This is a genomic window from Solirhodobacter olei (genome assembly GCF_004010155.1).
GTDB lineage: Bacteria > Pseudomonadota > Alphaproteobacteria > Rhodobacterales > Rhodobacteraceae > Solirhodobacter > Solirhodobacter olei.
Genome location: NZ_RRYH01000011.1, coordinates 1 through 25,326, shown reverse-complemented (window position 1 = coordinate 25,326; position 25,326 = coordinate 1). Strand labels below are relative to the sequence as shown.

Sequence of the window (25,326 nt, the reverse complement as noted above, 5' to 3'; positions counted from 1 at the left end):
TCACCTAGGCCGGATGTGGCCCGGCGTCCAGACGCGCTCTCAGGCCTGGCTGTCGGTGGTCTCCTCGCGCTCGCTCCGCGCTTCGCGCGGTTCACGCGGCGGCCGGCCGATCACCTCGCGCAGATCGTCGAGCTCGATGAAGTTGTCGGCCTGGCGGCGCAGCTCGTCGGCGATCATGGGCGGCTGGCTGCGAATCGTCGAAACGACCGAGACGCGCACGCCCTGGCGCTGCAGGCTTTCCACCAGCGGCTTGAAATCCCCGTCCCCGGAGAACAGCACGATGTGGTCGACCCTGGGCGCCAGCTCCATGGCATCGACGGTCAGCTCGATGTCCATGTTGCCCTTCACCTTCCGGCGACCCTGGCTGTCGATGTACTCCTTCGCCGGTTTCGTCACCATCGAGAAGCCGTTGTAATGCAGCCAGTCGACCAGCGGGCGGATCGGCGAGTAGTCGTCGTTTTCCAGCAGGGCCGTGTAGTAGAAGGCGCGCAAGAGCTTGCCCCTGCGCATGAATTCCTGGCGAAGCAGCTTGTAATCGATGTCGAAGCCAAGCGCCTTGGCCGCGGCATAGAGGTTCGACCCATCTATGAAAAGGGCCAGCCTGTCATCCTTGTAAAACATTTCAATCCCTTTCAAATCTCCCGGCCGGCATCGCCATGTACGAGAGTGGTGGCACGAAATGGCTTTGTTCCAACGCGGGCAGATGGAAACTAGGATACTCGGGTTGCGTATAGAAGCATTTAGAAACGAAGACGAAACATGACAAAAACGCAGGTTACACCCGTTCTCATCGCGCTCGGGGCCAATCTCCCCTCGGCCGCGGGCGGACCGGAGCGGACTATCCCTCTGGCCCTGCAAGAGATTTCGAAAGCCGGGCTGGAGGTCGTCGCCTGCAGCCGCTTCTACGACACGCCCGCATTCCCCGACCCCTCCGATCCCGCTTATTTGAACGCTGTTGCAGCGATCGCGACCGATCTGGAGCCCGGTGACGTGCTTGCCCGCCTGCATCGGGTGGAGGCGCTCTTCGGTCGCGAGCGGATTCAGCGCTGGGGCGTGCGGACGCTGGATCTGGATCTGGTGGCCTACGGCGAACGGGTGCTGCCCGATCTCGCCGGCTTCACCCGCTGGCAGCGCCTCCCGCCGGAAGAGCGCGTGCGCCGCGCGCCAGAGGAGCTGATCCTGCCGCACCCGAGGCTGGCGGAGCGCGCCTTCGTTCTCGTCCCCATGGCCGAGATCGCGCCGGACTGGCGCCACCCGGTGCTGGGGCTGACGACGGCAGAGATGCTCGCCCGGCTGCCACAGGAAGACCGCGACGCCGTCCGCCCGCGGGCGGACGGCTGAGCCGCCCCGACCGGCAAGGGCCGGGGTCGCCCGGCGGGGCGCGGATTCTCTCCTTGTCAAGCTGGGAGGGAAGGCTTAGATAGGCGCTTCCACAGCCCAATCCTGATTGGAGTCGTTATGGCCCGCGTGACGGTCGAAGATTGCGTTGACAAGGTTCCGAACCGGTTCGAACTGGTGATGCTCGCCTCCCATCGGGCGCGCGAGATCCAGTCGGGCTCGCCGGTAACCGTCGACCGCGACAACGACAAGAACCCGGTCGTCGCCCTGCGCGAGATCGCCGACGAGACGCAGTCGGCGCCGAGCCTGCGCGAGCGGATGATCGAAAGCCACCAGACCCAGATCGAGGTCGACGAGCCTGAGGAAGACGCGATGGCGCTCCTCATGGGCAACGAGGTGGATCGCCCGAGCCAGGACGACATGTCGGAAGAGAAGCTTCTGCGCGCTCTTATGCAGGCGCAGGGGGAGGACTGAAGCGACCGCCCCCTTCGATAGGCGGCTCGCCGGGCAGGATGCGGACGGGATGATCGACGTCGATGATCTGATCGCCCTGGTCCGCAACTACAACCCGCGTACCGACGAAGGCCTGATCCGTCGCGCCTACGACTACGGCCGCGACATGCACGAGGGGCAGAAGCGCCGCTCGGGCGAGGATTACTTTACCCATCCCGTCGCCGTCGCCGCGATTCTGACCGAGCAGCGGCTCGATGACGCGACGCTGGTCACCGCGCTTCTTCACGACACGATCGAGGACACCAAGTCCACCTATTCCGAGGTCGCCCGCCTGTTCGGCAAGGAGATCGCGGAGCTGGTCGACGGGGTCACCAAGCTCACCAACCTGCAGCTCTCCTCCTCTGAGGCGAAGCAGGCGGAGAACTTCCGCAAGCTCCTGATCGCGATGTCGAAGGACCTGCGGGTGATTCTGGTGAAGCTCGCCGACCGCCTGCACAACATGCGCACCATCCGCTCGCTTCCGATGGAGAAGCAGGTCCGCAAGGCGCGCGAAACGATGGACATCTTCGCGCCGCTGGCCGGCCGGATGGGGATGCAGTGGATGCGCGAGGAGCTGGAAGACCTCGCCTTCCGAGTGCTGAACCCCGAGGGGCGATCCTCGATCATCCGCCGCTTCATCATGCTCCAGCGCGAGACGGGCGACGTCGTCCACCAGATCACCAACGACATCCGCAACGAGCTTGAAAAGGCTGGGATCGAGGCCGACGTCTTCGGCCGCGCCAAGAAACCCTATTCCGTCTGGCGCAAGATGCAGGAGAAGGACCTCGCCTTCTCGCGCCTCTCGGATATCTACGGCTTCCGCGTCATCACCGGGTCTGAACAGGACTGCTACCGCGTGCTCGGCGTCATCCACCAGCGCTGGCGCGCGGTGCCGGGGCGGTTCAAGGATTACATCAGCCAGCCGAAGAACAACGGCTACCGCTCGATCCACACCACCGTCTCCGGCCGCGACGGCAAGCGGGTGGAGGTGCAGATCCGCACCCGCGAGATGCATGAAGTCGCCGAATCGGGGGTCGCCGCGCATTGGTCCTATCGCGACGGGGTGCGGGCGCAGAACCGCTTTGCGGTCGACCCGGCGAAGTGGATCACCACGCTGACCGAACGCTTCGAGGCCGACGAGGATCACGACGAGTTCCTCGAGACCGTGAAGCTGGAGATGTATTCCGACCAGGTCTTCTGCTTCACGCCGAAGGGCGACGTGATCCAGCTGCCGCGCGGGGCAACCCCGCTCGATTACGCCTATGCGATCCACACGCGGATCGGGAACTCCTGCGTCTCTGCCAAGGTCGACGGCATCCGCGTGCCGCTCTGGACCCGGCTGAAGAACGGCCAGTCGGTGGAGATCATCACCGCCGAGGGCCAGCGCCCGCAGGTGAGCTGGATCGACATCGTCGTGACCGGCCGCGCCAAGGCCGCGATCCGCCGCTCGCTGCGCGAGGAAGACCGCGGCCGCTTCGTGAAATTGGGCCGCGAGCTTGCCCGCGTCGCGTTCGAGCATGTCGGCAAGCGCGCCACCGACAAGGCCCTGCGCACCGCCGCTCGCCGCCTCGGCCTGCCCGACGAGATCGAGCTTCTGGCCCGCGTCGGCTCCGCCGAACTCACCGCGCGTCGCGCCGTCGAAGCGCTGTATCCCGAGCTTGCCGCCGCCCAGCCGAGCGAGGAGGTCGACGTGAAGCGCCCGGTCGTGGGCCTCGCGCCGGATCAGCCGTTCCGCCGCGCGAACTGCTGCCAGCCAGTGCCGGGCGAACGCATCGTCGGCATCACCTATCGCGGTCAGGGACCGATCGTGCATGCCATCGACTGCCCGGCGCTCGCGGAATTCGAGGATCACCCCGAGCGCTGGGTGGACCTGCGCTGGAAGGCTGGCCGCCACCCGGCCGTCCATACCGTCAGCCTCAACGTCACCATCTCCAACGCGCTTGGCGTGCTGGGCCGGCTTTGCACCTTGATCGGCGAACAGAAGGCCAATATCTCGGACCTGCATTTTGTGGACCGGAAGCCGGATTACTATCGCCTGATCGTCGAAGTGGACATGCGCGACGTCGAGCATCTGCACAACGTCATGACCGCGCTGGAAGCGGAAAGCGACGTGGCCCAGATCGAACGCTACCGGGACTTGAGCAGGAAACCCTGAAGGCGGGCGAGGAAGCCGGGTGGTCTTCAAGCGGCGAGCCAAGCGAAGCGTCGGCCAGATCGTGGCCGAGACGGTCTATCCGCGCGGCGGCTGGCGGCGGGCCATCAGCTATATCATCCATCGCCTGCGCCGTCTGCCGGACAAGCCGCATCGCATCGCGCGCGGGGTCTTCGCCGGGATCCTCGTCTCCTTCACGCCATTCTTCGGGCTGCACCTGCTGATCGCGGCCGGGCTGGCCTGGGTCGTGCGCGGCAATATGATGGCTGCGCTTCTGGCGACACTGGTCGGCAACCCTCTGACCTTCCCCTTCATCATGGCGCTTTCGGTGGAGCTGGGGCATTACCTGCTGGGCCAGCCCGACACGCTCCACCTGCAGGTGATCGTGCGCAGCTTCGCCAGCGCCTCGCTGCAGCTCTGGCACAACCTCGATGCGCTCCTCTATGGTCGCGTCGCGCATTGGGACCGGCTGGAATGGTTCTTCGACCGGATCTTCCTGCCCTATCTGGTGGGCGGTCTCGTGCCCGGGATTGCCTCGGGCATCGCTGGCTACTATCTGAGTTTGCCGGTCATCGCCGCCTATCAGAAGCGGCGCGCCAAGAAGCTGCGCGCGCGGGTCGAAAAACGCGCCCAGCAGAAGGCGGCTCAGGCGCCGGCGCGGACGGAACAGGAAGGGTGAGGACATGCAACCGCTTGGCAAGCTGAGGCTCGGGGTCAACATCGACCATGTCGCGACGGTGCGGAACGCCCGCGGCTCGGCCTATCCCGATCCGCTCCGCGCGGCCGAAATCGCCGAGGCCGCCGGTGCCTCCGGCATCACAGCGCATCTGCGCGAGGACCGCCGCCATATCTCCGATGCCGATATCGACGCGCTGATGGCCGGGCTGAAGCTGCCGCTGAACCTCGAGATGGCCGCGACCGACGAGATGCAGAAGATCGCGCTCCGTCACAAGCCGCACGCGATCTGTCTGGTGCCCGAGAACCGGCAGGAGCGGACGACCGAGGGCGGGCTCGACGTGGCTGTCGACGACAACCGGCTGGCGCAGTATATCGCGCCGCTGCGCGAGGCGGGCTGCCGGGTGTCGATGTTCATCGGCCATGATCCGCGCCAGATCCAGGCCTCAGCCCGGATCGGGGCTGCGGTGGTGGAACTGCACACCGGCGCCTATTGCGACCTCCACGCCGAGGGCCGCTTCGAGGAACGCGATGCCGAGCTTGCTGCCCTACGCGAGGGCGCAGCGTTGGCCCATTCGCTGGGGCTCGAGGTCCACGCCGGCCACGGGCTGACCTACGAAACGGTCAAGCCGATCGCTGCCATTCCGGAAATCATGGAGCTGAACATCGGTCACTTCCTGATCTCGGAAGCGATCTTCCGCGGCCTCGGCCCGGCGATCGAGGAGATGCGGCGGCTGATGGACGAGGCCCGCGCCTGAGTGCGGCGGCGGGGACGAGGGGCTGTCTGCCCCTCGCGCTCCCCGAGAGTACTTCTACCAGGAAAAGTCAGCCATCGAGCTCGCGGGGGATGATGAAATCATCCGGCGCGGCGCTGGACCATGCGGCCTCGGACCAGTCGTCGATGGGAAATTCGGCAACGAGCGTGGCGCCGGTCGGATAGCGCTGGAATTCCGAATGGAGCGGCGGGCGGGCGACCAGGCGTTGGGCGAATTCGGCGATGCCGGGGTTGTGGCCCAGCATCAGCACGCAGTCGCCCGTCGCGTGCCGCAGCACCGCCAGCATCGTATCCGCCGCGGCCTGGTAGAGCTTGCGCTCCTGCCGCGGCTCGGGCGCGCCGGGCAGGGCCTCGGCAATCCGCTCCCAGGTTTCCACCGTGCGGCGTGCGTCAGAGACGATGGCTTCGTCAGGCAGGTAGCCGCGCGAGGCGAGCCAGGCGCCGATCTCTGACGCCGCGCCGCGGCCTCGCGGGTTCAGCGGGCGGTCGTGGTCGGGCATCTCGGCATCGTCCCAGCTCGATTTCGCGTGGCGGATCAGGATCAGGCGCTTGGTCATCGGTGGAACAGCCTCATGTGATAGGCGGATTGTTCGGGCAGTCTGGCATAGCTTTGCGAAACCGGACAGGCGCATCTGACACGGCAGCCACCGCTCATGCAGGCGTGACCCGCGGGCGTATCGAGAAAGCCGTGGCAGGCGTCGAGGTCATAGCCATCCGCCCCCAGCGCCCCCACCGGGCAGGCAGCGAGGCACGGCGCCGCGCAGGTGTCGCAGGGCCGCTGCGGAGGGGCGGGAAGGGGCAGGCGCTCCGGAAGGGCCAGCGCGCCGCGGTAGGAGACGAGGAGGCCCGCCGTATCATGCACCAAGAGCGTGACGGGTGAGGCCCAGGCCCGCCCGGTGCGGAGCGCCCAGGAATAGAACGGGCGATAGGGCGGTCCACCGAACGGGAAATGCGCCTCCCCCCCGAAGCGGGCGGCGAGCGCGCCGATCACCCGGGCCGACCAGCGGTCCAGCGGATCGGGCGCGCCATCGTTGAATTCGGTCGCGGCCTGCACATGCGGCCAGAAGCCGGGCTCCGCCGGACCGAGAAGAAGGAGGGTGCCCCCCCGCCCTTCCCCGGGATCCGGATGAAAGCCGCCAAAGATCGCCAGCTGCTCGTCCGATGCGGCCTTCGCGAGGCTCTCCATCCCGGTCATGCGCGGCTCACCGGCTGCGCAACCGTTCCTGCGAGGCGGTCGATCGGATGATGCTGCCCGCGCCGTGCTCGGTGTAAAGCTCCAGAAGGCAGGCATTCGGCACCCGCCCGTCGATGATCGTCACCGCGCGCACGCCCTGCTCGATCGCCGAAAGCGCGGTTTCGGTCTTCGGGATCATCCCGCCCGAGATGATGCCCGCCGCCGTCATGGCGCGGACCTCCTCGGGCGTCAGGTCGGTCACCACGTTGCCCTCGGCATCCTTCACCCCGGCAACGTCGGTCAGCAGAAGCAGGCGATCGGCCTTCAGCGCCCCGGCGATGGCGCCCGCGGCGGTATCGCCGTTGACGTTGAAGGTCTCGTTATCCTCCATCCCGGTCGCCACCGGCGCGATCACCGGGATCATGCCGGCGCGGTAGAGGTCGCGGATGATCTCCACGTTCATCTCTACAGGTTTGCCGACAAAGCCCAGCTGCGGATCGTCGGCGACGCAGACCATCAGGTCGTCGTCCTTGCCGGAGATGCCGACAGCCCGGCCGCCCTCGTCGTTGATCGCCTGCACGATACGCTTGTTGACGAGGCCGGAGAGGACCATCTCCACCACCTCGACGGTGGCCTTGTCGGTCACCCTCTTGCCGCGCACGAATTCGGACTTGATACCGAGCTTCCCGAGCAGGTCGTTGATCATCGGCCCGCCGCCATGGACGACGACCGGGTTCACGCCCACCTGTTTCATCAGCACGATATCCCGGGCGAACTCCGCCATCGCCTCTTCGTCGCCCATGGCGTTGCCGCCGAACTTGATGACGACGACGGCGCCGGTGTAGCGCTGAAGGTAGGGGAGGGCCTCGGAAAGGGTCCGGGCGGTGGCGATCGGGTCACGCATGGCCATTGTCTGCTTTTTCATCTTCGGGTTCCCGCGGTCCTGCTTTTCGTAGTGGCTTTGACCGGCCCTGCCAAGGGCCGCGTGCCGATTGCCTTTTTGCGGCCGCGGGCTAGGCTCACGCGCAGTCAGGGAGGCGAGATGAGCGAAGATCGGCAGCGGGTGATGGTTCTGACCGGGGCGAGCCGTGGGATCGGCCATGCCACGGTAAAGCGGTTCTCGGCCGGCGGCTGGCGGGTGCTCACCTGCTCGCGCCAGCCATTCGATCCGCGCTGTCCCTGGCCCGGGGGCGCTGAGAATCACATCGAGATCGACCTCGCCGACCCGAACCGCACGATCGCCGCGATCGAGCGGATCAAGGAGAAGCTCGACGGGCGGCTCGACGCGCTGGTCAACAACGCCGGGATATCGCCCAAGGGGCCGGAAGGGGCGCGGCTCAACACGCTCGACACCGATCTGAGGACTTGGGGGCAGGTGTTCCACGTCAACTTCTTCGCCCCCGTGGTGCTGGCCCGCGGCCTGAAGGAGGAGTTGGCGGCAGCCAGGGGAACGGTGGTGAACGTCACATCCATCGCAGGCAGCCGGGTGCATCCGTTCGCGGGCGCGGCCTATGCCACATCGAAAGCGGCGCTCGCCGCGCTGACGCGCGAGATGGCGCATGACTTCGGGCCGATGGGCGTTCGCGTCAACGCCATCGCGCCGGGCGAGGTCGAAACCGCGATCCTCTCCCCCGGAACCGACAAGATCGTCGAGAAGCTGCCGCTGCAGCGCCTCGGCCAGCCCTCGGAAGTGGCGAGCGTGATCTGGTTCCTCTGCTCCGGCGACGCGAGCTACATCTCGGGGGCTGAGATCGAGGTGAACGGCGCGCAGCACGTCTGACCCGCACGGGGGCCGCGGGCTATTCGAGCCCCGCCACCAGCGCGCGCAGCACTTCCATCCCCTCGCCCTTTTCGGAGGAGGTGACGACGATCTCCGGATAGGCTGCCGGGTGCTTCGCCAGCGCGGCCCTGACCTGCGCCAGCACCTTCTCGCGCTGCGCGGCAGAGATCTTGTCCGCCTTGGTCAGCACCACCTCGAAGGTCACGGCGGATTTGTCGAGCAGCGTCAGGATCTCCTCGTCCACCTTCTTCACCCCGTGACGCGCGTCGATCAGCACGAAGGCGCGGCGCAGCGTCTGGCGGCCGGAGAGGTATTCCTTCAGAAGCCGCTGCCATTTCTCGACCACCGCCACCGGCGCTTCGGCATAGCCGTAGCCAGGCAGGTCGACGAGGTAGCGCTCCTCGCCCATGGCGAAGTAGTTGATCTCCTGCGTCCGACCCGGGGTGTTGGAGGCCCGTGCCAGCGCCTTGCGGCCCGTCAGCGCGTTGATCAGGCTCGACTTGCCCACATTGGAGCGCCCGGCGAAGCAAACCTCGATCCGGTCGGCCGACGGCAGCCCGTCCATCGCCACCACGCCTTTGACGAAATCGACCGGCCCGGCGAAGAGCAGGCGGCCCTTCTCGCGGGCTTCGGCCTCGGGTTCCGGGGCGATGGGGTAGGCGAGGGTCATGGCAGAAGCTCGACAGTATCGCCGACCGCGATCTCACCGCCCTCGACGACCTTGGCGTAAAGGCCGAAGAGCTGGTGCCCGAACCCCTCGCGCAGCGCCGCGAGCGTGTCCGCGTCGCGTTCGCCCGTGGCGGGGTTGGTGGTGGTCGCCTTGCAGCGGGTTATCGGCTCCTCCACCCGCAGCCGGGCGGTGCCGATGGTCAGCTCGCGACCGATCCAGCCGGTCTCCTCCCAGGCCGGAAGCCCATCGAGCCAGAGGTTCCCGCGCCAGCGCAGCGGCGAAAGCTCCGCCCCCATGCGGCGGGACAGATCGGCGTTGGAAGCAAGGTTCAGGATCGAGATCGAAGGGTAGTCGGTATCCGTCAGCCCGCGGCCGGGCAGGGCGACGAGCGCAGCCGCCTGCGGCCCGTCCTGGGGCCCGAGCGGCGCGACCCAGTCTAGGAAACGGATCTTGTCGGCCGGGTCCTCGGGGTCGATGGTGATCTCCGGCCGGGCCGGATGGGTCAGGGTGACGCGGCCCTCGGCCTCGTCCAGCGCAGCGTTGATGGCCATCAGCGCCGGGATCTTGGACCCGATCATGAAATTGACGCAGCCGACCCAGCCGGGCGCGGCTGGGTCGAACTTGGACCGCTCATGCGCGACGGCCCAGTGCCGGTCCCAGGGCATGGGCCGGCCGGCGGCCAGCGTCACCCGCTCCAACGCCTCTCTGCCGTGCGCCTTGATCGGGTGGCGCTGGATGCTGGCCAGCCGGACGGTCATTTAGCCGCTGACTTGCCGCGCTTGAAGCTCGACCGGATGTTGCCGAAGATATCCGGCGGGTGGCCGTGGCTGCGCATGATCATGTACTGCTGCAGGAAGGTCAGCGTGTTGTTGGTGATGTAATAGAGCACCAGCCCAGAGGCGAAGTGGCCCAGCATGAACATGAAGACCCAGGGCATCCAGGCGAAGATCATCTTCTGCGTGGCGTCCGCGGGCGCCGGGTTCAGCTTCTGCTGCAGCCACATGGTGATGCCCAGCAGGATCGGCAGCGCCCCGATGGAGAGCGTGGCCAGGAACGAATGCTCCATCGGCGCCGGGAAGGGCAGCACCCCGAAGAGGTTCATCCAGGACGAGGGATCGGGCGCCGACAGGTCGCGGATCCAGCCGAAGAACGGCGCCTGGCGCAGCTCGATCGTGACGTAGATCACCTTGTAGAGCGAGAAGAAGATCGGAATCTGGAACAGCATCGGCAGGCAGCCCGCCGCCGGGTTCACCTTCTTTTCCTTGTAGAGCTGCATCATCTCCTTCTGCAGCTTCTGCTTGTCGTCGCCGGCGCGCTCCTTAAGCGCCTCCATCTCCGGCTGCAGCTCCTTCATCCGCGCCATCGAGACGTAGGACTTGTAGGCCAGCGGCAGCACGATCAGCTTCAGCACGATCACCAGGCAGATGATGGCGATGCCGACGTTGCCGGTCAGGATGTGCAGCTTGTGCAGCAGCCAGTAGATCGGCTTCGTCAGGAAGAAGAACCAGCCCCAGTCGATCGAATCCACGAAGCGCGGCACGTCCTTCTGGTTCTGGTACATCCGCAGCGTGTCGTATTCCTTCGCGCCGGCGAAGACGCGGGAACTGGCCTCGGCGCTGGCGCCCGGCGCGACGGTCATCACCGGCAGGCGGGATTCAAGCTGATAGATGTCGCTCGCCTTGGTGTACTTGTCGACCGCGGTGAAGGGCTTGCCCGTTTCCGGAATCAGCGAGGTCATCCAGTACTTGTCGGTGAAGCCGATCCAGCCGGACTTGGCATGGACGACCTTGGCAGGCCCGCCTTCGGTGGGCACATCCTCGAACTTGCGCATGCCGCCGTACCCGATCTCGTCGAGCTTGCCGTCGGTCATCTGCACCACGCCCTCGTGCAGGATGGTGCTGCCGCGCTCGGGCGGCAGGCCGTGGCGGACGATCATCCCATAGGGCTCCATCGTCACCGCGGCGCCGGTGGTGTTCTTCACGCCCTGGGTGACGGTGAACATGTAGTTGTCGTCCACCGAGATCCTGCGGGTGAAGACCAGCCCCTTGCCGTTGTTCCAGGTCATGACAAGCGGGTTCTTCGGCGTCAGCGCACCCTTGGAGGCGACGGTCCAGACCGTGTTGGCGCCCGGCACGTCGGTATAGGCCAGGCTGCCGCCCGGGGCCCAGCCGTAAAGCACGTAATAGGCGTCAGGCTTGCCGACCGGCGACAGCAGCCGCACCAGCGGCGAATCCTTCGCCAGCGTTTCCTTGTAGCCCTTCAGCTGCAGGCTATCGATCCGCCCGCCCTGGACAGAGATGGAGCCCTCCAGCCGCGGCGTGTCGATCTTGACCGTGGGCAGATCGGCGGCGGTGGCCTTTGCTTCCGGCGTGGCGCCGGCCGCCTGGCTGGCCGAGGCCGTGGCGGTAGCACCCGCCGTGGCCGTGGCTGTTGCCGAGGCCGCCGGGGCCTGCGTCTTGGCCGCGCCCGCGTTCTGTTCCGCCACCGGCTGTTTTGCCGTGTTCTTGGGGGTGTCCTGCGGCGGGAACAGCAGGAACCATACCAGGATCACGATGAAGCTCAGCGCCGTGGCGAGAATGAGGTTCTTGTTCTGGTCGTCCATCAGCGATGCCGCCCGTCCTGTCCGAAGTCAGGCGTGGTTCAACAGAAGGGGGGCGGAAAGGTCAAGCGGTTTCCCTGTGAACGCGGTCCCGGAAGCGCGATTTCCCATAATGCAGAAAGGGGCGCGCGGAGGGAAGGCCAGGCCTCGGCCGCGCGCGGATGGCGGCCGAAGGCGGTTCAGACGGCATGCCGGCCCAGCCGCGGCTGCGCTGTCAGCCGCCCGCGGTAGGCCTTGATCCAGGCCGCCGTATCCTCGACCGGCATCGGCCGGGCCAGCCCGTAGCCCTGGACATGGGAGCAGCCGAGCTGCGCCAGCATCGTATGCTCGCCCGCCGTCTCCACCCCCTCGGCAAGCGCCTCCAGCCCCAGCCGCTCGGCCATGGACAGGATGGCCGAGACCATGCGCTGCTGCTGCGGGTCGCTGTCGACATGGGTGACGAATGAGCGGTCGATCTTGATCCGGCGCACCGCGAAGCGCCTGATATTGGCGATCGAGGCATGGCCCGTGCCGAAATCATCCAGGTCGATGCCGCAGCCGAGACGTGCCAGAGCCGCGACATTGCGCACGATCACGTCATTTTCCGTCTCGGCTACCACGGTTTCCAGGATCTCGACGCAAAGCCTCTCTGGCGCCAGCTCGAACCGGTCGAGATCCCAAGCCAGCGTCTCGGGCAGGCGCGGGTTGCGCAGCTGGTCGCGCGAGAAGTTTACCGCCACGCTCGGCACGCTCAGCCCGGCCGAGTCCCAGGCCGAGAGCGCGGCCAGGGCCTGGAAAAGCATCACCTCGCCCAGCCGCTCCGACAGGGAGGCGCGTTCGATCAGCGGCAGGAACTCGGAGGGCGGGATCAGCCCGCGCTGCGGATGGTTCCAGCGCGCCAGCGCCTCGAAGCCGGTGATCGAGCCGTCGCCGGTCGAGACCTGCGGCTGGAAATACGGTCCGATATGGCCCTGGTCCAGCGCGCGTTCGATCTCGCCCCTCAGCTGGCTGATGCCGGCATGGATCCGCTGCATCTTGGCCGAGAAGGCGCGAATCGCCGCGGGACCGTTCCGCGCCGCATCATCGGCGGCGATCTCCGCCGCCTCAAGCAGCGCCGCGCCCCCGGGCGCCGCCGCGCGGTTGCCGAGGCAGAAGCCGACCGAGGCACTGACATAGACCCGTGCGGCATCGAGGCTGATCGGGTTGGCGACCACCGCCTGCAGCCGGGCCGCCAGCTGCAGGATGCTTTCGAGGTCGATCTGCCGCACGGCCGCCAGCGCCACGGCGAAGCAGTCGCCCTCCAGCTTGGCCACGCAATCGCCCTCGCGCAGCGCTCCCTCCAGCCGCTCGACGCTGCGCTGCAGGATGTGGGAATGGGCGGCATGGCCGTAGCGGTCGATCAGTTCGCACATATCGTCGAGCCGCAGCACGAGGCAGGCGGTGTTCCGGTCGCCCCGTGTCGCCTCTTTCAGCGCGGCATCGAGGCGATCGACCAGCTCTTCTCGCCGCATCGGGCTGTCGCCCGGGTAGCCCCCGGAGGGGGTTACGCGGAACGCGCCAACGGCGAAGAAAAGCAACGGCAGGGTCAATGCCACCAGCACCAGCGCGTGCTCGCCGCCCAGCCAATAGGCCGCCAGCGTCAGCGCGGGCACGAAGGCGAGGTTTTCCGGCCGTTTGAAATGGCCCGCCGCTCGCCGTGCGGCACGCGCAAACCTCTCCGCGTACGGTGCGGCCATGATACGCCCCCTTCTTCCCGCGCCGGCCAGGCCGGCCTTACCCACGTGGTGAGTTTAGGGGTCAGGGTTGATGGCTTCGTTAATCGGGGATCTTCAACTGCGGAGGATTTTCCTCAAATCCCTCGCCGTTTGAGCTGGGCCCGGACCCGAGCGCAAGGCCCGCGAAATCGAACAGCCCGGTGTCCAGCAGATGCGACGGCCGGGCGTTCATCAGTGCGCGGAACATTACTTGCCGCCGGCCCGGGCTGCGGGCCTCCCAGCCGTCAAGGATCTGCTTCACCTGCTGGCGCTGCAGGCCGTCCTGGCTGCCGCAGAGGTCACAGGGAATGATCGGGTAGTTCATCGCGCGGGCGAATTTCTCGCAATCCGCCTCGGCCACGAAGGCAAGCGGGCGGTAGAGGAAAAGGTCCCCCTCCTCGTTCACCAGCTTCGGCGGCATGGTGGCCAGCCGCCCGCCGTGAAACAGGTTCATGAAGAAGGTCTCGAGGATGTCGTCGCGGTGATGGCCAAGGACGACGGCAGAGCAGCCCTCCTCCCGCGCGATGCGATAGAGGTTGCCGCGGCGCAGGCGCGAGCAGAGCGCGCAATAGGTGCGGTTCGCCGGCACCTTCTCCTTCACGATGGAATAGGTGTCGGCATATTCGATCCGGTGCGGCACGCCCATCCGGCTCAGGAACTCCGGCAGCACCGTCGCGGGAAACCCCGGCTGGCCCTGGTCGAGGTTGCAGGCCAGAAGCTCCACCGGCAGAAGCCCGCGCCATTGCAGCTCGTGCAGCACGGCGAGAAGCGTGTAGCTGTCCTTGCCGCCGGAGAGGCAGACCAGCCAGCGCGCGCCCTTTTCGATCATGCCATAGGCCTCGATCGCCTCGCGCACCTCGCGCACCAGGCGCTTGCGGAGCTTCTTGAACTCCGTCGTCGCCGGCGCACCGGCAAACAGCGGGTGGATGTCGTCGCTTTCGTCCAGCATCGGCGCCTCAGGCGGGATCGTGGGGATGATGATGGTGATGGCGGTGGGTGCGGTCATGCTCCGGATCGGCGCCGGGGACCGGGTCGTAGCCAGTGCCGCCCCAGGGATTGCAGCGCAGGATCCGCCAGGCCGCCAGCACGCCGCCCTTCAGCCCCCCGTGCCGCTCCAGCGCCTCCATCGCATAGGCCGAGCAGGTGGGCTGGAACCGGCAGCTCCGCCCCATCCAGGGGCTGAGAACCAGCCGGTAGGCCCGCACGGGCAGCGAAAGGACATAGGCGAAGGGCGTCACGGTCCGGCCTCCTTGTGCCGCTGAGCGTGGACCCGGGAGAGGGCGTTTTCAAGATCGGCGAGAAGAACGTCGAAGGGCCGCTCCACCGTCGCCGCGGGCCGGCCGACAAGAACATAGTCCCATCCCTCGCGGCCATGAGCCGGAATTACCATGCGCGCGATCTCGCGCAGACGGCGCTTGGCACGGTTGCGCGTCACGGCATTGCCGATCTTCTTGGAACAGGTGAAGCCGATGCGGATGCCGTCCGCCGGCTCGCCCGCCTCCCGCAGGCGCGCCTGCAGCAGGAAGCCGGGCGTGCCCTGGCGCCGGGCCCGGGCGGCGCGCAGGAAATCCGCGCGCTTGGCCAGCACCGAAACGCATGAAACCGCCGCGAGGCAACCCGCGGCCTCGGCGTCTTCGCCTGCCACGGGACCCTCCGGCGGTGTCATGGGTGGTCTGGGGTCAGGCCTCAGGCCGAGAGCTTCTTGCGGCCCTTGGCGCGGCGCGCGTTCAGCACCTTGCGGCCGCCGGCGGTCGCCATGCGGGACCGGAAGCCGTGCCGGCGCGCCCGGACGAGGTTCGAGGGTTGGTACGTGCGCTTCATAGCGGGCTCCGTTACGTTTGCAGCCCAAACCCTAGGGATTCGAAGGCCGCCTGATATTCGAAGCCCGTCCTTTACGCAGGTGCGGGCCGCAAGTCAATTCGCCCGCAGCATTTCCCGGCGAGATTTCCGCACCCCGGTCGCGGGGCCCGAAATCGCTACCCAATCCGCCGCTTCCGCCCCATTCTGCCCCGGCTCGTCAAGAGATGCCATGACCGAAGATCCGCAAACCCGCCGGACCCGCGCCACGCCCTTCCTGATCCTGCTCGCCGTCATGGCGCTGGGGGCCTTGGCGCTCGGACACTGGCACGGCATGGCCGCGCTGAAGACCGATCAGGCCGCGCTCGCGGCCTTCACCTCGCGCCATTACCTGGCGGCGGTGCTCCTGTTCCTGCTCGCCTACACCGGCATTGCCGCCCTGTCGCTGCCTGTCGCCACGCTGATGTCGCTGACCGGGGGGTATCTCTTCGGCACCCTCCCGGGCGCCGCGTTCAACCTGATTGGCGCCACCTCCGGGGCCGTCATCGTCTTCCTCGCCGCGCGCGCCGGCTTTGGCGCCCGCTTCGCCGCGCGGCTCGACCGGGGCGGGGGCCGCCTCGCCCGGGTGCGCGCGGGGCTGCGCGAGGGCGAGGTCTCCTATCTCCTCGTCCTCCGCCTCGTGCCGGCGGTGCCGTTCTTCCTGGCGAATCTGCTGCCCGCGATGCTGGGCGTCTCGCTCCGCCGCTTCGCCCTGACCAGCTTCTTCGGGATGATGCCCGCCACGCTGGTCTTTGCCGCCGCCGGCGCGGGGCTGGGCCGGGCGCTGGGGACGGGCGGGACCCCGGGCGCGGGCCTCCTCTTCCGCCCGGCGATCCTTGCGCCGCTGCTCGGCCTCGCGGCACTGGCGCTGCTGCCCGTGCTGATCCGCAAGTTCGGGGGACGGCGATGACCCGGCTTCATGTCGACCTCTGCGTGATCGGCGCGGGGTCCGGCGGCCTCTCCGTCGCAGCGGGGGCCGTGCAGATGGGCGCGCGCGTGACGCTGATCGAGGGCGCCAAGATGGGTGGCGACTGTCTCAACTTTGGCTGCGTCCCCTCCAAGGCCCTTCTTGCGGCCGCCCGCGCCGGGAAGGACCACGCCGCCGCCATGGCCCATGTCGCCGAGGCCATCGCGGCCATCGCCCCGCATGACAGCGAGGAGCGCTTCACCGCCCTCGGCTGCACCGTCATCCGCGCCTTCGCCCGCTTCACATCTCCGCGCGAGGTCGAGGCCGGTGGCACGAGAATCACCGCACGCCGCTTCGTCATCGCCACCGGCGCCCGCCCTGCGATCCCCAAGATCCCTGGGCTGGACACCGTGCCTTTCCTCACCAACGAGACCCTCTTCGACCCCGGCCCGAGGCCCGGCCATCTGCTGATCCTCGGCGGCGGCCCGCTGGGTGTGGAAATGGCCCAGGCCCACCGCCAGCTCGGCTGCGCGGTGACCGTCATCGAGGCCAGCCGGATCCTCGGCCGCGAGGAGCCGGAGCTCGCCGCTCTTGTCATCGACCGCCTCCGCGCCGAGGGCGTGACCCTGATCGAGGGCGCCTCCGCCATCCGGGCCGGGCGCGAAGGCGAAGCCGTCACCCTGGCCCTGGCCGACGGGCGCAGTGTCACCGGCACCCACCTCCTCCTCGCCACAGGCCGGGTGCCCGCGCTGGAGGCGCTCGACCTTCCCGCCGCGGGTATCGAGACCGAAGGCGGCCGGGTGAAGTCGGACGCGCGGCTGCGGACGACCAACCGCAGGGTCTTCGCCATCGGCGACGCCACCTCCGCGCGTCAGTTCACCCATCTCGCGGGCTATCACGCAGGCCTGGTCGTCCGGCAGGCGCTTCTCGCGCTTCCGGCGCGGGCGCGGGCGGATCACATCCCCCGCGTCACCTATACGGTGCCAGAGCTGGCGCATATCGGCCTGACCGAGGCGGAAGCGCGGGAACGCCATGGAAAATCCCTGACCGTGATCACCCTGCCGTTCTCCGAAACGGACCGCGCGGTGACCGATGCCGCGGGGCCGGGCCTGGTGAAACTGATGGTCCATCGCGGCCGCCCCGTGGGCGTCGGCATCGCCGGTCCCCAGGCCGGAGAGCTGATCGCCCCCTGGGCTCTGGCGCTCACCGCGCGGCTGAAACTTTCGGTGATGGCCTCCACTGTTCTGCCTTATCCGACGCTCTCGGAGGTTTCAAAGCGTGCCGCAGGCACCTATTTTTCCGGAAAACTCTTTGATAATGCATGGGTGAGGCGGGTCGTGCGAGCCGTGCAGCGCGTGGTTCCCTGATCCTTACGAAGGCGCTGGAATGTCTCTGAATTCACTCTCGGGCCGCTTCCTGATCCTGACGACGCTTTTCGTCGTCCTGGCCGAGGTGTTGATCTTCGTCCCCTCCGTTGCGCGTTTTCGCGAGGATTACCTGCTTTCCCGCCTCGAACGCGCCCAGATCGCCTCGCTCTCGCTTCTGGCCAACAACGGCGCGGTCTCCGACAGCCTTGAGAAGGAGCTGCTGAACAACGCCGGTGTCCTCAACGTCGTCCTCCGCCGCAATGCCGTGCGCCAGCTCGTGCTCTCCTCGCCGATCCCGAAGCCGGTCTACGCCACATACGACCTGCGCGACGCCAGCCCGTTCAAGCTGATCCACGAGGCGCTTTCCGAACTCGTCGATCCGACCGACCGGGTCATCCGGGTGATCGGCAACCCGGTGCAGGACGCAGGCCTGCTGATCGAGGTCACGCTGGAGACCACGCCCCTTCGCAACGCGATGATCGACTATGGCCTCCGGGTCCTCGCGCTCTCGGCGATCATCTCTGTGATGACGGCCTTTCTCCTTTTCATCGCGGTGCGTCGGCTGCTTCTGGTGCCGATGCGACGGGTGGTCACGCATATGACCTCCTACGCCGAGGCGCCCGAGGATGCGCGACGAGTGATCCAGCCAACCGCCTCGGTCTCCGAGCTGCGCGACGCCGAGGTGGCGCTGCAGAGCCTGCAGAAGCAGCTCACCGGCGCGCTGAAGCAGAAGGAGCGATTGGCCCAGCTTGGCGGCGCGGTGGCCAAGATCAGCCATGACTTGCGTAACATCCTCAACACCGCACAACTCTTCGCCGACCGGATGGAGAGCAGCCGCGACCCGGCGGTAGCCCGTGCCGCGCCGAAGCTGATGAATTCCATCGCCCGGGCCGTGAACCTCTGCGAAAGCACGCTTGCCTTCGGCAAGGCGGAGGAGCCGCCGCCCACGCTCTCCTACGTTTCCCTCCGCCCCCTGATCGCCGACGTGATCGAGGGTGAGAAGGGCGTCGACGGCGAAAACGGCGAGCGCGTGACCTTCCTGGAGGACGTGCCCGCCGGTCTCACCATCCGCGCCGACAGCGAGCAGCTGCACCGGGTGCTGTCGAACCTCGTGCGCAATGCCCGCCAGGCGATCGCGGCTACGGGTGAGCCCGGCACGATCGAACTTGGCGCCGGCGAGAGCGAAAGCGCCTGGTGGATCCGTGTCGGCGACACCGGGCCGGGCCTGCCGCCAAAGGCGCGCGACAATCTCTTTACACCGTTCCAGGGCGGCGCGCGCAAGGGCGGCATCGGCCTCGGCCTCGCCATCGCCGAAGAGCTGGTGCGCGGCCACGGCGGGCGGCTGGAGCTGGTGCGGAGTGACGAGGAGGGCACGGAATTCGTTATCCGCCTGCCCAAGACCATCGCCCCGATCGACGGCTGAGCAGAATTGAATTGGCGCGCCGCGATGGTCGATTCCCCCCTTGCATTCCCTCGGCGGGCGGCCTAAATGGCGGCCTCACGCACCCGTAGCTCAGCTGGATAGAGCATCAGACTACGAATCTGAGGGTCGGGCGTTCGAATCGCTCCGGGTGCGCCACTTCCCCTATTTGCTGAATTGAGTTGGGCAAATCGCCCCCCCTGCCGCAGAGTCCTGCGCCGTGCAGGGCCAGAGATCGCCCGCGGTCTCCGACCCGGCGGGTTAGGCCTGCTGTTTCCGTGCGGCCGCCGAAGGCTCGTTGCCGTCGCGTCCCGCAGGTCGCTTCGGCCGTTCCGGCCCCCGCATCCTCACCCTCTGCTCACCCTTCGGTGACTCTCCTGCGCGTCGCGTTTCGGCAATTGCCTGTGCATCTGCATGTAAATTAAGCGCGAGCCGAGCCGTGAGGGGCCGAGGTGCCTCCGCTGTTGCCCGGCTTGCCGCGATGCAGCAACGTTTCCTTGCGGGCCATTCACGGGCCGCGAACAGGGAAATGTGCGGCGCGCCTGTCTGCGAAAACCCGACGCACCGCACATCGCAACGCTAACAATCGCTGCGGGGGGCACCATACCGCATCCGGGCCGGTCGGGACAATCCGACGCGGCTCCCGGCGGCCGGTTCTCCTGCGCTCTACAAAGGGAGCAAACTCTTGAACATCACCAGAAGAAGCCTGCTCGGCGGGATCGCCGCGGTGGGCGCCGCGCCGCTGGTGGCGCCGGTGCGCGGCTGGGCGGCCGAAGACACGATCAAGGTCGGGATCCTGCATTCGCTCTCGGGCACGATGGCGATCTCCGAGACCACGCTGAAGGACGTGATGCTGATGCTGATCGCGCAGCAGAACGCCAAGGGCGGGGTGCTCGGCAAGAAGCTTGAGCCGGTCGTGGTCGACCCGGCCTCGAACTGGCCGCTCTTCGCCGAAAAGGCGCGCGAGCTGATCAGCCAGGACAAGGTCGCCGTGGTCTTTGGCTGCTGGACCTCGGTCAGCCGGAAGTCGGTGCTGCCGGTGTTCAAGGAACTCGACAACATCCTGTTCTATCCCGTCCAGTACGAGGGCCAGGAGAGCGAGCGCAACGTCTTCTATACCGGCGCCGCGCCGAACCAGCAGGCGATCCCCGCGGTCGACTATCTGATGAGCGAGGATGGCGGCTCGGTGAAGCGCTGGGTGCTGGAAGGGACCGACTACGTCTACCCGCGCACCACCAACAAGATCCTCGAGGCCTATCTGAAGTCCAAGGGAGTCGCCGCCGAGGACATCATGATCAACTACACGCCCTTCAGCTTCTCCGACTGGCAGACGGAAGTGTCGAAGATCAAGGCCTTCGGCTCCGCTGGCAAGAAGACCGCCGTGGTCTCCACCATCAACGGCGACGCCAATGTGCCGTTCTACAAGGAGCTCGCCAACCAGGGCATCAAGGCCGAGGACATCCCCGTCTGCGCCTTCTCGGTGGGCGAGGAGGAGCTTGCCGGCCTCGACACCAAGCCGCTGGTCGGCCACCTCGCCGCCTGGAACTATTTCGAGTCGATCAAGACGCCGGAGAACGAGGCCTTCATCGCCGAATGGCACAAGTTCACCGGCAATCCGAAGCGGGTGACGAACGACCCGATGGAAGCCCATTACATCGGCTTCAACATGTGGGTGAAGGCGGTCGAGAAGGCCGGCACGATCAAGGCCGACACCGTGATCGACACGCTGCCGGGCATCAAGACGCCGAACCTGACCGGCGGCGTGGCCGAGATGCTGCCGAACCACCACATCACCAAGCCGGTCTATGTCGGCGAGATCCAGGAAGACGGGCAGTTCGACGTGGTCTGGCAGACCAAGGGCCTCGTCCCCGGTCAGCCCTGGTCGCCCTACCTGCCGGAGTCGAAGAACCTCGTCTCCGACTGGGTGAAGCTGAAGTGCGGCAACTACGACACCGTGAAAAAGATCTGCCTCGGCGCGAAGAGCTGAGGCTGTAGGGGCGCGCGCCGGCCCCAGCGCCGCGCGCGCCCCGACGAACCCCCGGGGGAGAGGCTCCATGACATCGCTGCTGCGCGCCGTGCTGACGATCTGCGCGCTTCTCTATGCCTCGGTCGCCGTGGCCGATGATTTCTCCGCGCTGGTGCAGGCGCTGCCGAAGGGCAGCTACCATGCGCGCTCGGTGGTGGTGAAGAAGCTCGGCCTTCTGGGCGACGCTCGCGCGGTGCCGGTGCTGAAGGCCCTGAACAACGACGATCTGAAGGTGGCGGGCGACGGCACGGTGCTGATCGTGAACGACACCACCGGCGCGGCCACATCCGCCATCGGCGGGGCGGCGATGGGAAAGCCCGATCCGAACAGCCTCGACCGGGTGAAGGCCAACAATATGGTCCGCCGCGCGATCCGCACCGCGATCGGCATGCTGACCCTGCGCGACCCGGACCCGGCAAAGCGGATGAAGGCCGCCGAGGACGCGCTGAAGGCGGCCGATCCCGAGCAGATCGACGCGCTCGACGCTGCGATCTCGGCCGAGCGCGACGCCGGTGTGAAAGCTGTCATGGCAGAGGCCCGCGCCGCCGCCGTGCTGAAATCCGACGCGCCAGAGGCCCAGAAACTTGCCGCGATCCACACGCTCGGCGACCGGGGTGACAACGCCGCGCTGGCCGCGCTCGTGCCCGTGGCAAACTCCAAGGAGCCCGCACTCGCCCAGGCCGCCAAGACCGCGCTTTCCGCCATCCGCGAAGCGCAGCAGTTCTGGCGCCTGGCGCAGAACATCTGGTTCGGGCTTTCGCTCGGTTCGGTGCTTCTGCTGGCGGCGGTGGGGCTCGCGATCACCTTCGGCGTGATGGGGGTGATCAACATGGCGCATGGCGAGCTGGTGATGCTCGGCGCCTACACGACCTTCGTCGTCCAGCAGGTGATCCGCGCCGACGCGCCGGGCCTTTTCGGCTGGTCGCTCGCCATCGCGGCGCCGCTGGCGTTCCTCGTCTCCGGCGCCGTCGGCATCGCCATCGAGCGCGGAATCGTCCGCCACCTCTACGGACGCCCGCTGGAGACGCTGCTTGCCACCTGGGGCGTCAGCCTGATCCTGCAGCAGGCCGTCCGCACCATCTTCGGCCCGGACAACCGCGATGTCGGCAACCCCGGCTGGATGTCCGGCGCCTTCAAGATCGGCCAGATGCAGGTGACCTGGAACCGGCTCTGGATCCTGATCTTCTGCCTTGCCGTCTTCGCCGTGCTCCTTGCCGTGCTGAAGAAGACGCCCATCGGGCTGCAGATGCGCGCCGTCACCCAGAACCGCGCCATGGCAGCGAACATGGGCATCCGCACCGGCGGGGTCGACGCGCTGACCTTTGGCCTTGGCGCCGGGATCGCGGGGCTTGCCGGCGTCGCGCTGAGCCAGGTCGACAACGTCAGCCCGAACCTCGGGCAGAACTACATCGTCGACAGCTTCATGGTCGTGGTCTTCGGCGGCGCGGGCAACATCTGGGGCACGCTTGCCGGGGCCTTTACGCTGGGCATCGCCAACAAGTTCCTCGAGCCCTTCTCCGGCGCGGTGCTGGCGAAGATCCTGATCCTCGTCGGCATCATCCTCTTCATCCAGAAGCGCCCCCGGGGTCTCTTCGCGGTGAAGGGCCGGGCGGTGGAGTCCTGAGATGCCGAGACAGGGCCTGATCGACCGCCGCCTTGCCATCTTCCTGCTGGGGCTCTTCATCCTGACCGTCGCCGTGCCGGTCGGTAATCTCGCCATGGCGGGCAAGCCGGTGCCGACCTACCTTGTCGCGCTGATCGGCAAGTACCTCTGCTACGCGCTGCTCGCCGTCGCGCTGGATCTGGTATGGGGCTACTGCGGCATCCTCAGCCTGGGCCACGGCGCGTTCTTCGCGCTCGGCGGCTATGCGATGGGCATGTACCTGATGCGCGAGATCGGGGCGCGCGGGGTCTATGCCAACCCGCTCCTGCCGGATTTCATGGTCTTCATCGGCTGGAAGCACCTGCCCTGGTACTGGTGGGGGTTCGACCATTTCTGGCTGGCCGCGATCATGGTGCTGCTGGCGCCGGGAATCCTCGCCTTCACCTTCGGCTGGTTCGCCTTCCGCTCGCGCGTGACCGGTGTGTACCTGTCGATCATCACCCAGGCGATGACCTACGCCCTGATGCTTGCCTTCTTCCGCAACGAGATGGGCTTCGGCGGCAACAACGGGCTGACCGATTTCAAGGATATCCTCGGCTTCGACCTCGCCAGTGATGGCACCAAGGTCGGCCTCACGATGCTGTCCGCCGTGGCGCTGGCAGGGGGGCTTCTGCTGTCTCGCTGGATCACCACCTCGCGCCTCGGCAAGGTGCTGGTCTGCGTCAGGGATGCCGAAAGCCGGACACGGTTCCTCGGCTACCGGGTGGAGCATTACAAGCTCTTCATCTTCACCGTCTCGGCGATGATGGCGGGGGTGGCGGGGGCGCTCTACGTGCCGCAGGTGGGCATCATCAACCCGTCGGAGTTCAGCCCCGCCAACTCGATCGAGATCGTGATCTGGGTCGCGCTCGGCGGCCGAGGAACGCTGGTCGGCGCGGCGCTTGGCGCGATCATCGTCGCGGCCGCCAAGACCTACCTCACCGGCGCGCTGCCGGAGGCCTGGCTCTACGCGCTCGGCGCGCTCTTCATCCTCGTCACCATTGCGCTGCCAACCGGGGTTCTGGGCGCGGTCGAGACCGGTATCGGGCGCCTCCGCCGCCGCCCCGCCGCCAAGGAGGCCGAGGCATGAGCGCCCACCATCCCCACGCCATCGGGGGCCTGCCGCCCGAGGAGTTGCCGCAGCTCTACCTCAACGGCGTTTCGCGCGCCTTCGAGGGGTTCAAGGCCATCAACAACCTCTCTCTCGTCATCGAGCCGGGCGAGTTGCGCGCGGTGATCGGGCCGAACGGGGCGGGCAAGACGACAATGATGGACATCATCACCGGCAAGACCCGGCCCGACACCGGCGAGGTCCTCTGGCAGCAGACGGTGGACCTGACCAAGCTCGATGAGGCCGATACCGCGCGGCTTGGCATCGGGCGAAAGTTCCAGAAACCCACGGTCTTCGAGAGTCACACGGTGGCCGACAACCTCGCCCTCGCCATCAAGGCCGACCGCTCGCCCTGGGCCACGCTCTTCCACCGTGCGGATGTGGCGGAGGCGGCGCGGATCGACGAGCTTCTGGGCATCATCCGCCTCGGCGACAAGCGCCACCGGATGGCGGGGGACCTCAGCCACGGCCAGAAGCAATGGCTGGAGATCGGGATGCTGCTGGCGCAGGACCCGCAGCTTCTGCTGGTCGACGAACCGGCGGCGGGCATGACGGATGCAGAGACGATGCTGACCGCGGACCTGCTGAAATCCATCGCCGGCGAACGCTCCGTCATCGTGGTCGAACACGACATGGAGTTCGTCCGAGCGCTTGGCTGCAAGGTCACGGTGCTGCACCAGGGGTCCGTGCTTGCCGAAGGCAACCTCGAGATGGTCAGCGCCATGCCAGAGGTCATCGAAGTCTATCTGGGGCGCTAAGATGCTGGAAATCGACGCGATCAACCTGCATTACGGCGCGGCCCAGGCGCTGAAGGCGGTAAGTTGCACCGCCCCCGACGGCAAGGTCACGACCGTCCTGGGACGGAACGGGGTGGGCAAGAGCTCTCTGCTTCGCGCGGTGGTGGGGCGGCACCCGATCACCGCCGGTGCGATCCGCTGGCAAGGGCAGGACATCGCGCGGTTCTCGCCTGCCGACCGGGCGCGGGCGGGGATCGCCTACGTGCCGCAGGGACGAGAGATCTTTCCGCTGCTGACGGTGCGCGAGAACCTCGAGACCGGCTTCGCCCTGCTGCCCCGGAAGGCCCGGACCATACCAGAGGACGTGTTCGAACTTTTCCCTGTTCTCAAGGACATGCTGGCGCGGCGTGGGGGGGATCTGTCCGGCGGACAGCAGCAGCAACTGGCCATCGGGCGGGCGATGGTGATGCGGCCGAAGCTTCTGGTTCTGGACGAGCCGACCGAGGGGATCCAGCCCTCGATCATCAAGGATATCGGCCGGGCGATCAGCTGGCTGCGCGACAAGGGGGGGCTGTCGATCCTGCTGGTGGAGCAGTATTTCGACTTCGCCCGCGACCTCGCCGATGGCTTCTACGTGATGGACCGGGGCGAGGTCGTCCTGTCCGGCTCTGGCGCCGACATGCGCGGGGCGCAGGGGGACGAGCTGCGGCGGCGGATCTCGGTCTAGCTTTTCCGGTAGGGATCGCGCGGCGCGCGGTGGGGCGAGAGGGTCTGCTGCCGGCGCTCGACCAGCATCTCGATCGCGTCGGCAAGGTGGATTTCTTCGATATGGTCATCGCCGCGGCCGACGCGGAGGCGGTGGGCCTCGATCATCACGTCGGCATGGGTGCAG

Annotated in this window: 26 protein-coding genes and 1 tRNA gene; 15 read left to right on the top strand and 12 right to left on the bottom strand. The window is 67.4% G+C overall.

The genetic code is table 11. The features are described from left to right. Positions 1 to 39 precede the first annotated feature (39 nt). Complete coding sequence (locus EIP85_RS09325) at positions 40 to 621, bottom strand: LabA-like NYN domain-containing protein (protein WP_127901914.1); 582 nt, start codon at positions 619 to 621, stop codon at positions 40 to 42. 138 nt (positions 622 to 759) lie between these two features. On the opposite strand from EIP85_RS09325, the gene folK reads away from it, so the two are divergent. From folK to EIP85_RS09300, 5 genes are all read left to right on the top strand, one after another. Next, positions 760 to 1,341, top strand: a complete 582-nt coding sequence (folK, locus tag EIP85_RS09320; RefSeq protein WP_127901913.1) for a 2-amino-4-hydroxy-6-hydroxymethyldihydropteridine diphosphokinase — start codon at positions 760 to 762, stop codon at positions 1,339 to 1,341. A 117-nt stretch (positions 1,342 to 1,458) separates the two neighbouring features. Beyond that, entirely contained in the window at positions 1,459 to 1,812 is a 354-nt protein-coding gene (gene rpoZ / locus EIP85_RS09315; RefSeq protein WP_127901912.1) for a DNA-directed RNA polymerase subunit omega, read from the top strand. 49 nt (positions 1,813 to 1,861) lie between these two features. Continuing rightward, the gene (locus EIP85_RS09310; protein ID WP_127901911.1) at positions 1,862 to 3,985 is read left to right on the top strand and encodes a RelA/SpoT family protein; all 2,124 of its coding nucleotides are present in this window, start codon (positions 1,862 to 1,864) and stop codon (positions 3,983 to 3,985) included. 19 nt (positions 3,986 to 4,004) lie between these two features. Continuing rightward, a complete protein-coding gene (locus EIP85_RS09305; RefSeq protein ID WP_127901910.1) occupies positions 4,005 to 4,661 on the top strand; it encodes a DUF2062 domain-containing protein in 657 nt (218 codons plus the stop codon). A gap of 4 nt (positions 4,662 to 4,665) precedes the next feature. Next, positions 4,666 to 5,415 (top strand): pyridoxine 5'-phosphate synthase, encoded by a 750-nt coding sequence (locus EIP85_RS09300; protein ID WP_127901909.1) that lies wholly within the window; start codon positions 4,666 to 4,668, stop codon positions 5,413 to 5,415. 67 nt (positions 5,416 to 5,482) lie between these two features. Here EIP85_RS09300 and EIP85_RS09295 read toward each other — a convergent pair whose 3' ends face one another. Genes EIP85_RS09295 through argB form a run of 3 tightly spaced genes read right to left on the bottom strand, consistent with a single transcriptional unit; the run spans position 5,483 to position 7,531 of the window. Next, on the bottom strand, positions 5,483 to 5,989 hold the full coding sequence (locus EIP85_RS09295) for a SixA phosphatase family protein (RefSeq protein ID WP_127901908.1): 507 nt from the start codon (positions 5,987 to 5,989) through the stop codon (positions 5,483 to 5,485). Further along, complete coding sequence (locus EIP85_RS09290; RefSeq protein WP_127901907.1) at positions 5,986 to 6,627, bottom strand: ferredoxin; 642 nt, start codon at positions 6,625 to 6,627, stop codon at positions 5,986 to 5,988. Before EIP85_RS09290 ends, EIP85_RS09295 begins: the two co-directional genes overlap by 4 nt. Positions 6,628 to 6,634: 7 nt before the next feature. Next, entirely contained in the window at positions 6,635 to 7,531 is an 897-nt protein-coding gene (gene argB / locus EIP85_RS09285) for an acetylglutamate kinase (RefSeq protein ID WP_164871687.1), read from the bottom strand. 117 nt (positions 7,532 to 7,648) lie between these two features. On the opposite strand from argB, the gene EIP85_RS09280 reads away from it, so the two are divergent. Beyond that, the gene (locus EIP85_RS09280) at positions 7,649 to 8,386 is read left to right on the top strand and encodes an SDR family oxidoreductase (protein WP_127901906.1); all 738 of its coding nucleotides are present in this window, start codon (positions 7,649 to 7,651) and stop codon (positions 8,384 to 8,386) included. A 19-nt stretch (positions 8,387 to 8,405) separates the two neighbouring features. Here EIP85_RS09280 and yihA read toward each other — a convergent pair whose 3' ends face one another. The 8 genes from yihA to rpmH all read right to left on the bottom strand — a co-directional run bounded on the left by yihA (position 8,406) and on the right by rpmH (position 15,209). Next, entirely contained in the window at positions 8,406 to 9,056 is a 651-nt protein-coding gene (yihA, locus tag EIP85_RS09275; RefSeq protein WP_127901905.1) for a ribosome biogenesis GTP-binding protein YihA/YsxC, read from the bottom strand. Further along, entirely contained in the window at positions 9,053 to 9,814 is a 762-nt protein-coding gene (locus tag EIP85_RS09270; RefSeq protein ID WP_127901904.1) for an MOSC domain-containing protein, read from the bottom strand. The genes yihA and EIP85_RS09270 overlap by 4 nt, the downstream gene beginning before the upstream one ends. Then, positions 9,811 to 11,658, bottom strand: coding sequence for a membrane protein insertase YidC (gene yidC, locus EIP85_RS09265; RefSeq protein ID WP_127901903.1), 1,848 nt, complete (start codon positions 11,656 to 11,658; stop codon positions 9,811 to 9,813). Before yidC ends, EIP85_RS09270 begins: the two co-directional genes overlap by 4 nt. 176 nt (positions 11,659 to 11,834) lie before the next feature. Beyond that, a complete protein-coding gene (locus EIP85_RS09260; RefSeq protein WP_127901902.1) occupies positions 11,835 to 13,370 on the bottom strand; it encodes a putative bifunctional diguanylate cyclase/phosphodiesterase in 1,536 nt (511 codons plus the stop codon). Between the two features lie 79 nt (positions 13,371 to 13,449). Next, positions 13,450 to 14,337: a tRNA 2-thiocytidine(32) synthetase TtcA gene (gene ttcA, locus EIP85_RS09255; protein WP_127901977.1), complete on the bottom strand. Its 888-nt coding sequence runs from the start codon at positions 14,335 to 14,337 to the stop codon at positions 13,450 to 13,452. Positions 14,338 to 14,344: 7 nt separating this feature from the next. Beyond that, positions 14,345 to 14,626, bottom strand: coding sequence for a membrane protein insertion efficiency factor YidD (yidD, locus tag EIP85_RS09250; RefSeq protein ID WP_127901901.1), 282 nt, complete (start codon positions 14,624 to 14,626; stop codon positions 14,345 to 14,347). Further along, positions 14,623 to 15,054 carry a ribonuclease P protein component gene (gene rnpA / locus EIP85_RS09245; RefSeq protein ID WP_127901900.1) on the bottom strand — a complete coding sequence of 144 codons (432 nt, stop codon included), beginning with the start codon at positions 15,052 to 15,054 and terminating at the stop codon, positions 14,623 to 14,625. Before rnpA ends, yidD begins: the two co-directional genes overlap by 4 nt. A 20-nt stretch (positions 15,055 to 15,074) precedes the next feature. Further along, entirely contained in the window at positions 15,075 to 15,209 is a 135-nt protein-coding gene (gene rpmH, locus EIP85_RS09240; protein ID WP_127901899.1) for a 50S ribosomal protein L34, read from the bottom strand. Between the two features lie 208 nt (positions 15,210 to 15,417). Here rpmH and EIP85_RS09235 point away from each other — a divergent pair, with 208 nt between their 5' ends. From EIP85_RS09235 to urtE, 9 genes are all read left to right on the top strand, one after another. Further along, entirely contained in the window at positions 15,418 to 16,134 is a 717-nt protein-coding gene (locus tag EIP85_RS09235) for a TVP38/TMEM64 family protein (protein WP_127901898.1), read from the top strand. After that, entirely contained in the window at positions 16,131 to 17,498 is a 1,368-nt protein-coding gene (locus tag EIP85_RS09230) for a dihydrolipoyl dehydrogenase family protein (protein ID WP_127901897.1), read from the top strand. Before EIP85_RS09235 ends, EIP85_RS09230 begins: the two co-directional genes overlap by 4 nt. A gap of 19 nt (positions 17,499 to 17,517) precedes the next feature. Further along, positions 17,518 to 18,921: a sensor histidine kinase gene (locus EIP85_RS09225; protein WP_127901896.1), complete on the top strand. Its 1,404-nt coding sequence runs from the start codon at positions 17,518 to 17,520 to the stop codon at positions 18,919 to 18,921. Between the two features lie 79 nt (positions 18,922 to 19,000). Beyond that, positions 19,001 to 19,077, top strand: a tRNA-Arg gene (locus tag EIP85_RS09220). 526 nt (positions 19,078 to 19,603) lie between these two features. Next, a complete protein-coding gene (gene urtA, locus EIP85_RS09215) occupies positions 19,604 to 20,905 on the top strand; it encodes an urea ABC transporter substrate-binding protein (protein WP_127901895.1) in 1,302 nt (433 codons plus the stop codon). Positions 20,906 to 20,972: 67 nt separating this feature from the next. Then, positions 20,973 to 22,568, top strand: coding sequence for an urea ABC transporter permease subunit UrtB (urtB, locus tag EIP85_RS09210; protein WP_127901894.1), 1,596 nt, complete (start codon positions 20,973 to 20,975; stop codon positions 22,566 to 22,568). Between the two features lies 1 nt (position 22,569). Continuing rightward, positions 22,570 to 23,676 (top strand): urea ABC transporter permease subunit UrtC, encoded by a 1,107-nt coding sequence (gene urtC, locus EIP85_RS09205; protein ID WP_127901893.1) that lies wholly within the window; start codon positions 22,570 to 22,572, stop codon positions 23,674 to 23,676. Continuing rightward, complete coding sequence (gene urtD, locus EIP85_RS09200; RefSeq protein WP_127901892.1) at positions 23,673 to 24,455, top strand: urea ABC transporter ATP-binding protein UrtD; 783 nt, start codon at positions 23,673 to 23,675, stop codon at positions 24,453 to 24,455. The genes urtC and urtD overlap by 4 nt, the downstream gene beginning before the upstream one ends. 1 nt (position 24,456) lies before the next feature. Beyond that, positions 24,457 to 25,161: an urea ABC transporter ATP-binding subunit UrtE gene (gene urtE / locus EIP85_RS09195; protein WP_127901891.1), complete on the top strand. Its 705-nt coding sequence runs from the start codon at positions 24,457 to 24,459 to the stop codon at positions 25,159 to 25,161. The last annotated feature ends 165 nt before the right edge of the window (positions 25,162 to 25,326 follow it).

Coding starts and splice junctions, on each gene's coding strand:
- EIP85_RS09325 (WP_127901914.1), bottom strand. CDS start 621: ATGTTTTACAAGGATGACAGGCTGGCCCTTTTCATAGATGGGTCGAAC.
- folK (WP_127901913.1), top strand. CDS start 760: ATGACAAAAACGCAGGTTACACCCGTTCTCATCGCGCTCGGGGCCAAT.
- rpoZ (WP_127901912.1), top strand. CDS start 1,459: ATGGCCCGCGTGACGGTCGAAGATTGCGTTGACAAGGTTCCGAACCGG.
- EIP85_RS09310 (WP_127901911.1), top strand. CDS start 1,862: ATGATCGACGTCGATGATCTGATCGCCCTGGTCCGCAACTACAACCCG.
- EIP85_RS09300 (WP_127901909.1), top strand. CDS start 4,666: ATGCAACCGCTTGGCAAGCTGAGGCTCGGGGTCAACATCGACCATGTC.
- EIP85_RS09295 (WP_127901908.1), bottom strand. CDS start 5,989: ATGACCAAGCGCCTGATCCTGATCCGCCACGCGAAATCGAGCTGGGAC.
- EIP85_RS09290 (WP_127901907.1), bottom strand. CDS start 6,627: ATGACCGGGATGGAGAGCCTCGCGAAGGCCGCATCGGACGAGCAGCTG.
- argB (WP_164871687.1), bottom strand. CDS start 7,531: ATGAAAAAGCAGACAATGGCCATGCGTGACCCGATCGCCACCGCCCGG.
- EIP85_RS09280 (WP_127901906.1), top strand. CDS start 7,649: ATGAGCGAAGATCGGCAGCGGGTGATGGTTCTGACCGGGGCGAGCCGT.
- yihA (WP_127901905.1), bottom strand. CDS start 9,056: ATGACCCTCGCCTACCCCATCGCCCCGGAACCCGAGGCCGAAGCCCGC.
- EIP85_RS09270 (WP_127901904.1), bottom strand. CDS start 9,814: ATGACCGTCCGGCTGGCCAGCATCCAGCGCCACCCGATCAAGGCGCAC.
- yidC (WP_127901903.1), bottom strand. CDS start 11,658: ATGGACGACCAGAACAAGAACCTCATTCTCGCCACGGCGCTGAGCTTC.
- EIP85_RS09260 (WP_127901902.1), bottom strand. CDS start 13,370: ATGGCCGCACCGTACGCGGAGAGGTTTGCGCGTGCCGCACGGCGAGCG.
- ttcA (WP_127901977.1), bottom strand. CDS start 14,337: ATGCTGGACGAAAGCGACGACATCCACCCGCTGTTTGCCGGTGCGCCG.
- rnpA (WP_127901900.1), bottom strand. CDS start 15,054: ATGACACCGCCGGAGGGTCCCGTGGCAGGCGAAGACGCCGAGGCCGCG.
- rpmH (WP_127901899.1), bottom strand. CDS start 15,209: ATGAAGCGCACGTACCAACCCTCGAACCTCGTCCGGGCGCGCCGGCAC.
- EIP85_RS09235 (WP_127901898.1), top strand. CDS start 15,418: ATGACCGAAGATCCGCAAACCCGCCGGACCCGCGCCACGCCCTTCCTG.
- EIP85_RS09230 (WP_127901897.1), top strand. CDS start 16,131: ATGACCCGGCTTCATGTCGACCTCTGCGTGATCGGCGCGGGGTCCGGC.
- EIP85_RS09225 (WP_127901896.1), top strand. CDS start 17,518: ATGTCTCTGAATTCACTCTCGGGCCGCTTCCTGATCCTGACGACGCTT.
- urtB (WP_127901894.1), top strand. CDS start 20,973: ATGACATCGCTGCTGCGCGCCGTGCTGACGATCTGCGCGCTTCTCTAT.
- urtC (WP_127901893.1), top strand. CDS start 22,570: ATGCCGAGACAGGGCCTGATCGACCGCCGCCTTGCCATCTTCCTGCTG.
- urtD (WP_127901892.1), top strand. CDS start 23,673: ATGAGCGCCCACCATCCCCACGCCATCGGGGGCCTGCCGCCCGAGGAG.
- urtE (WP_127901891.1), top strand. CDS start 24,457: ATGCTGGAAATCGACGCGATCAACCTGCATTACGGCGCGGCCCAGGCG.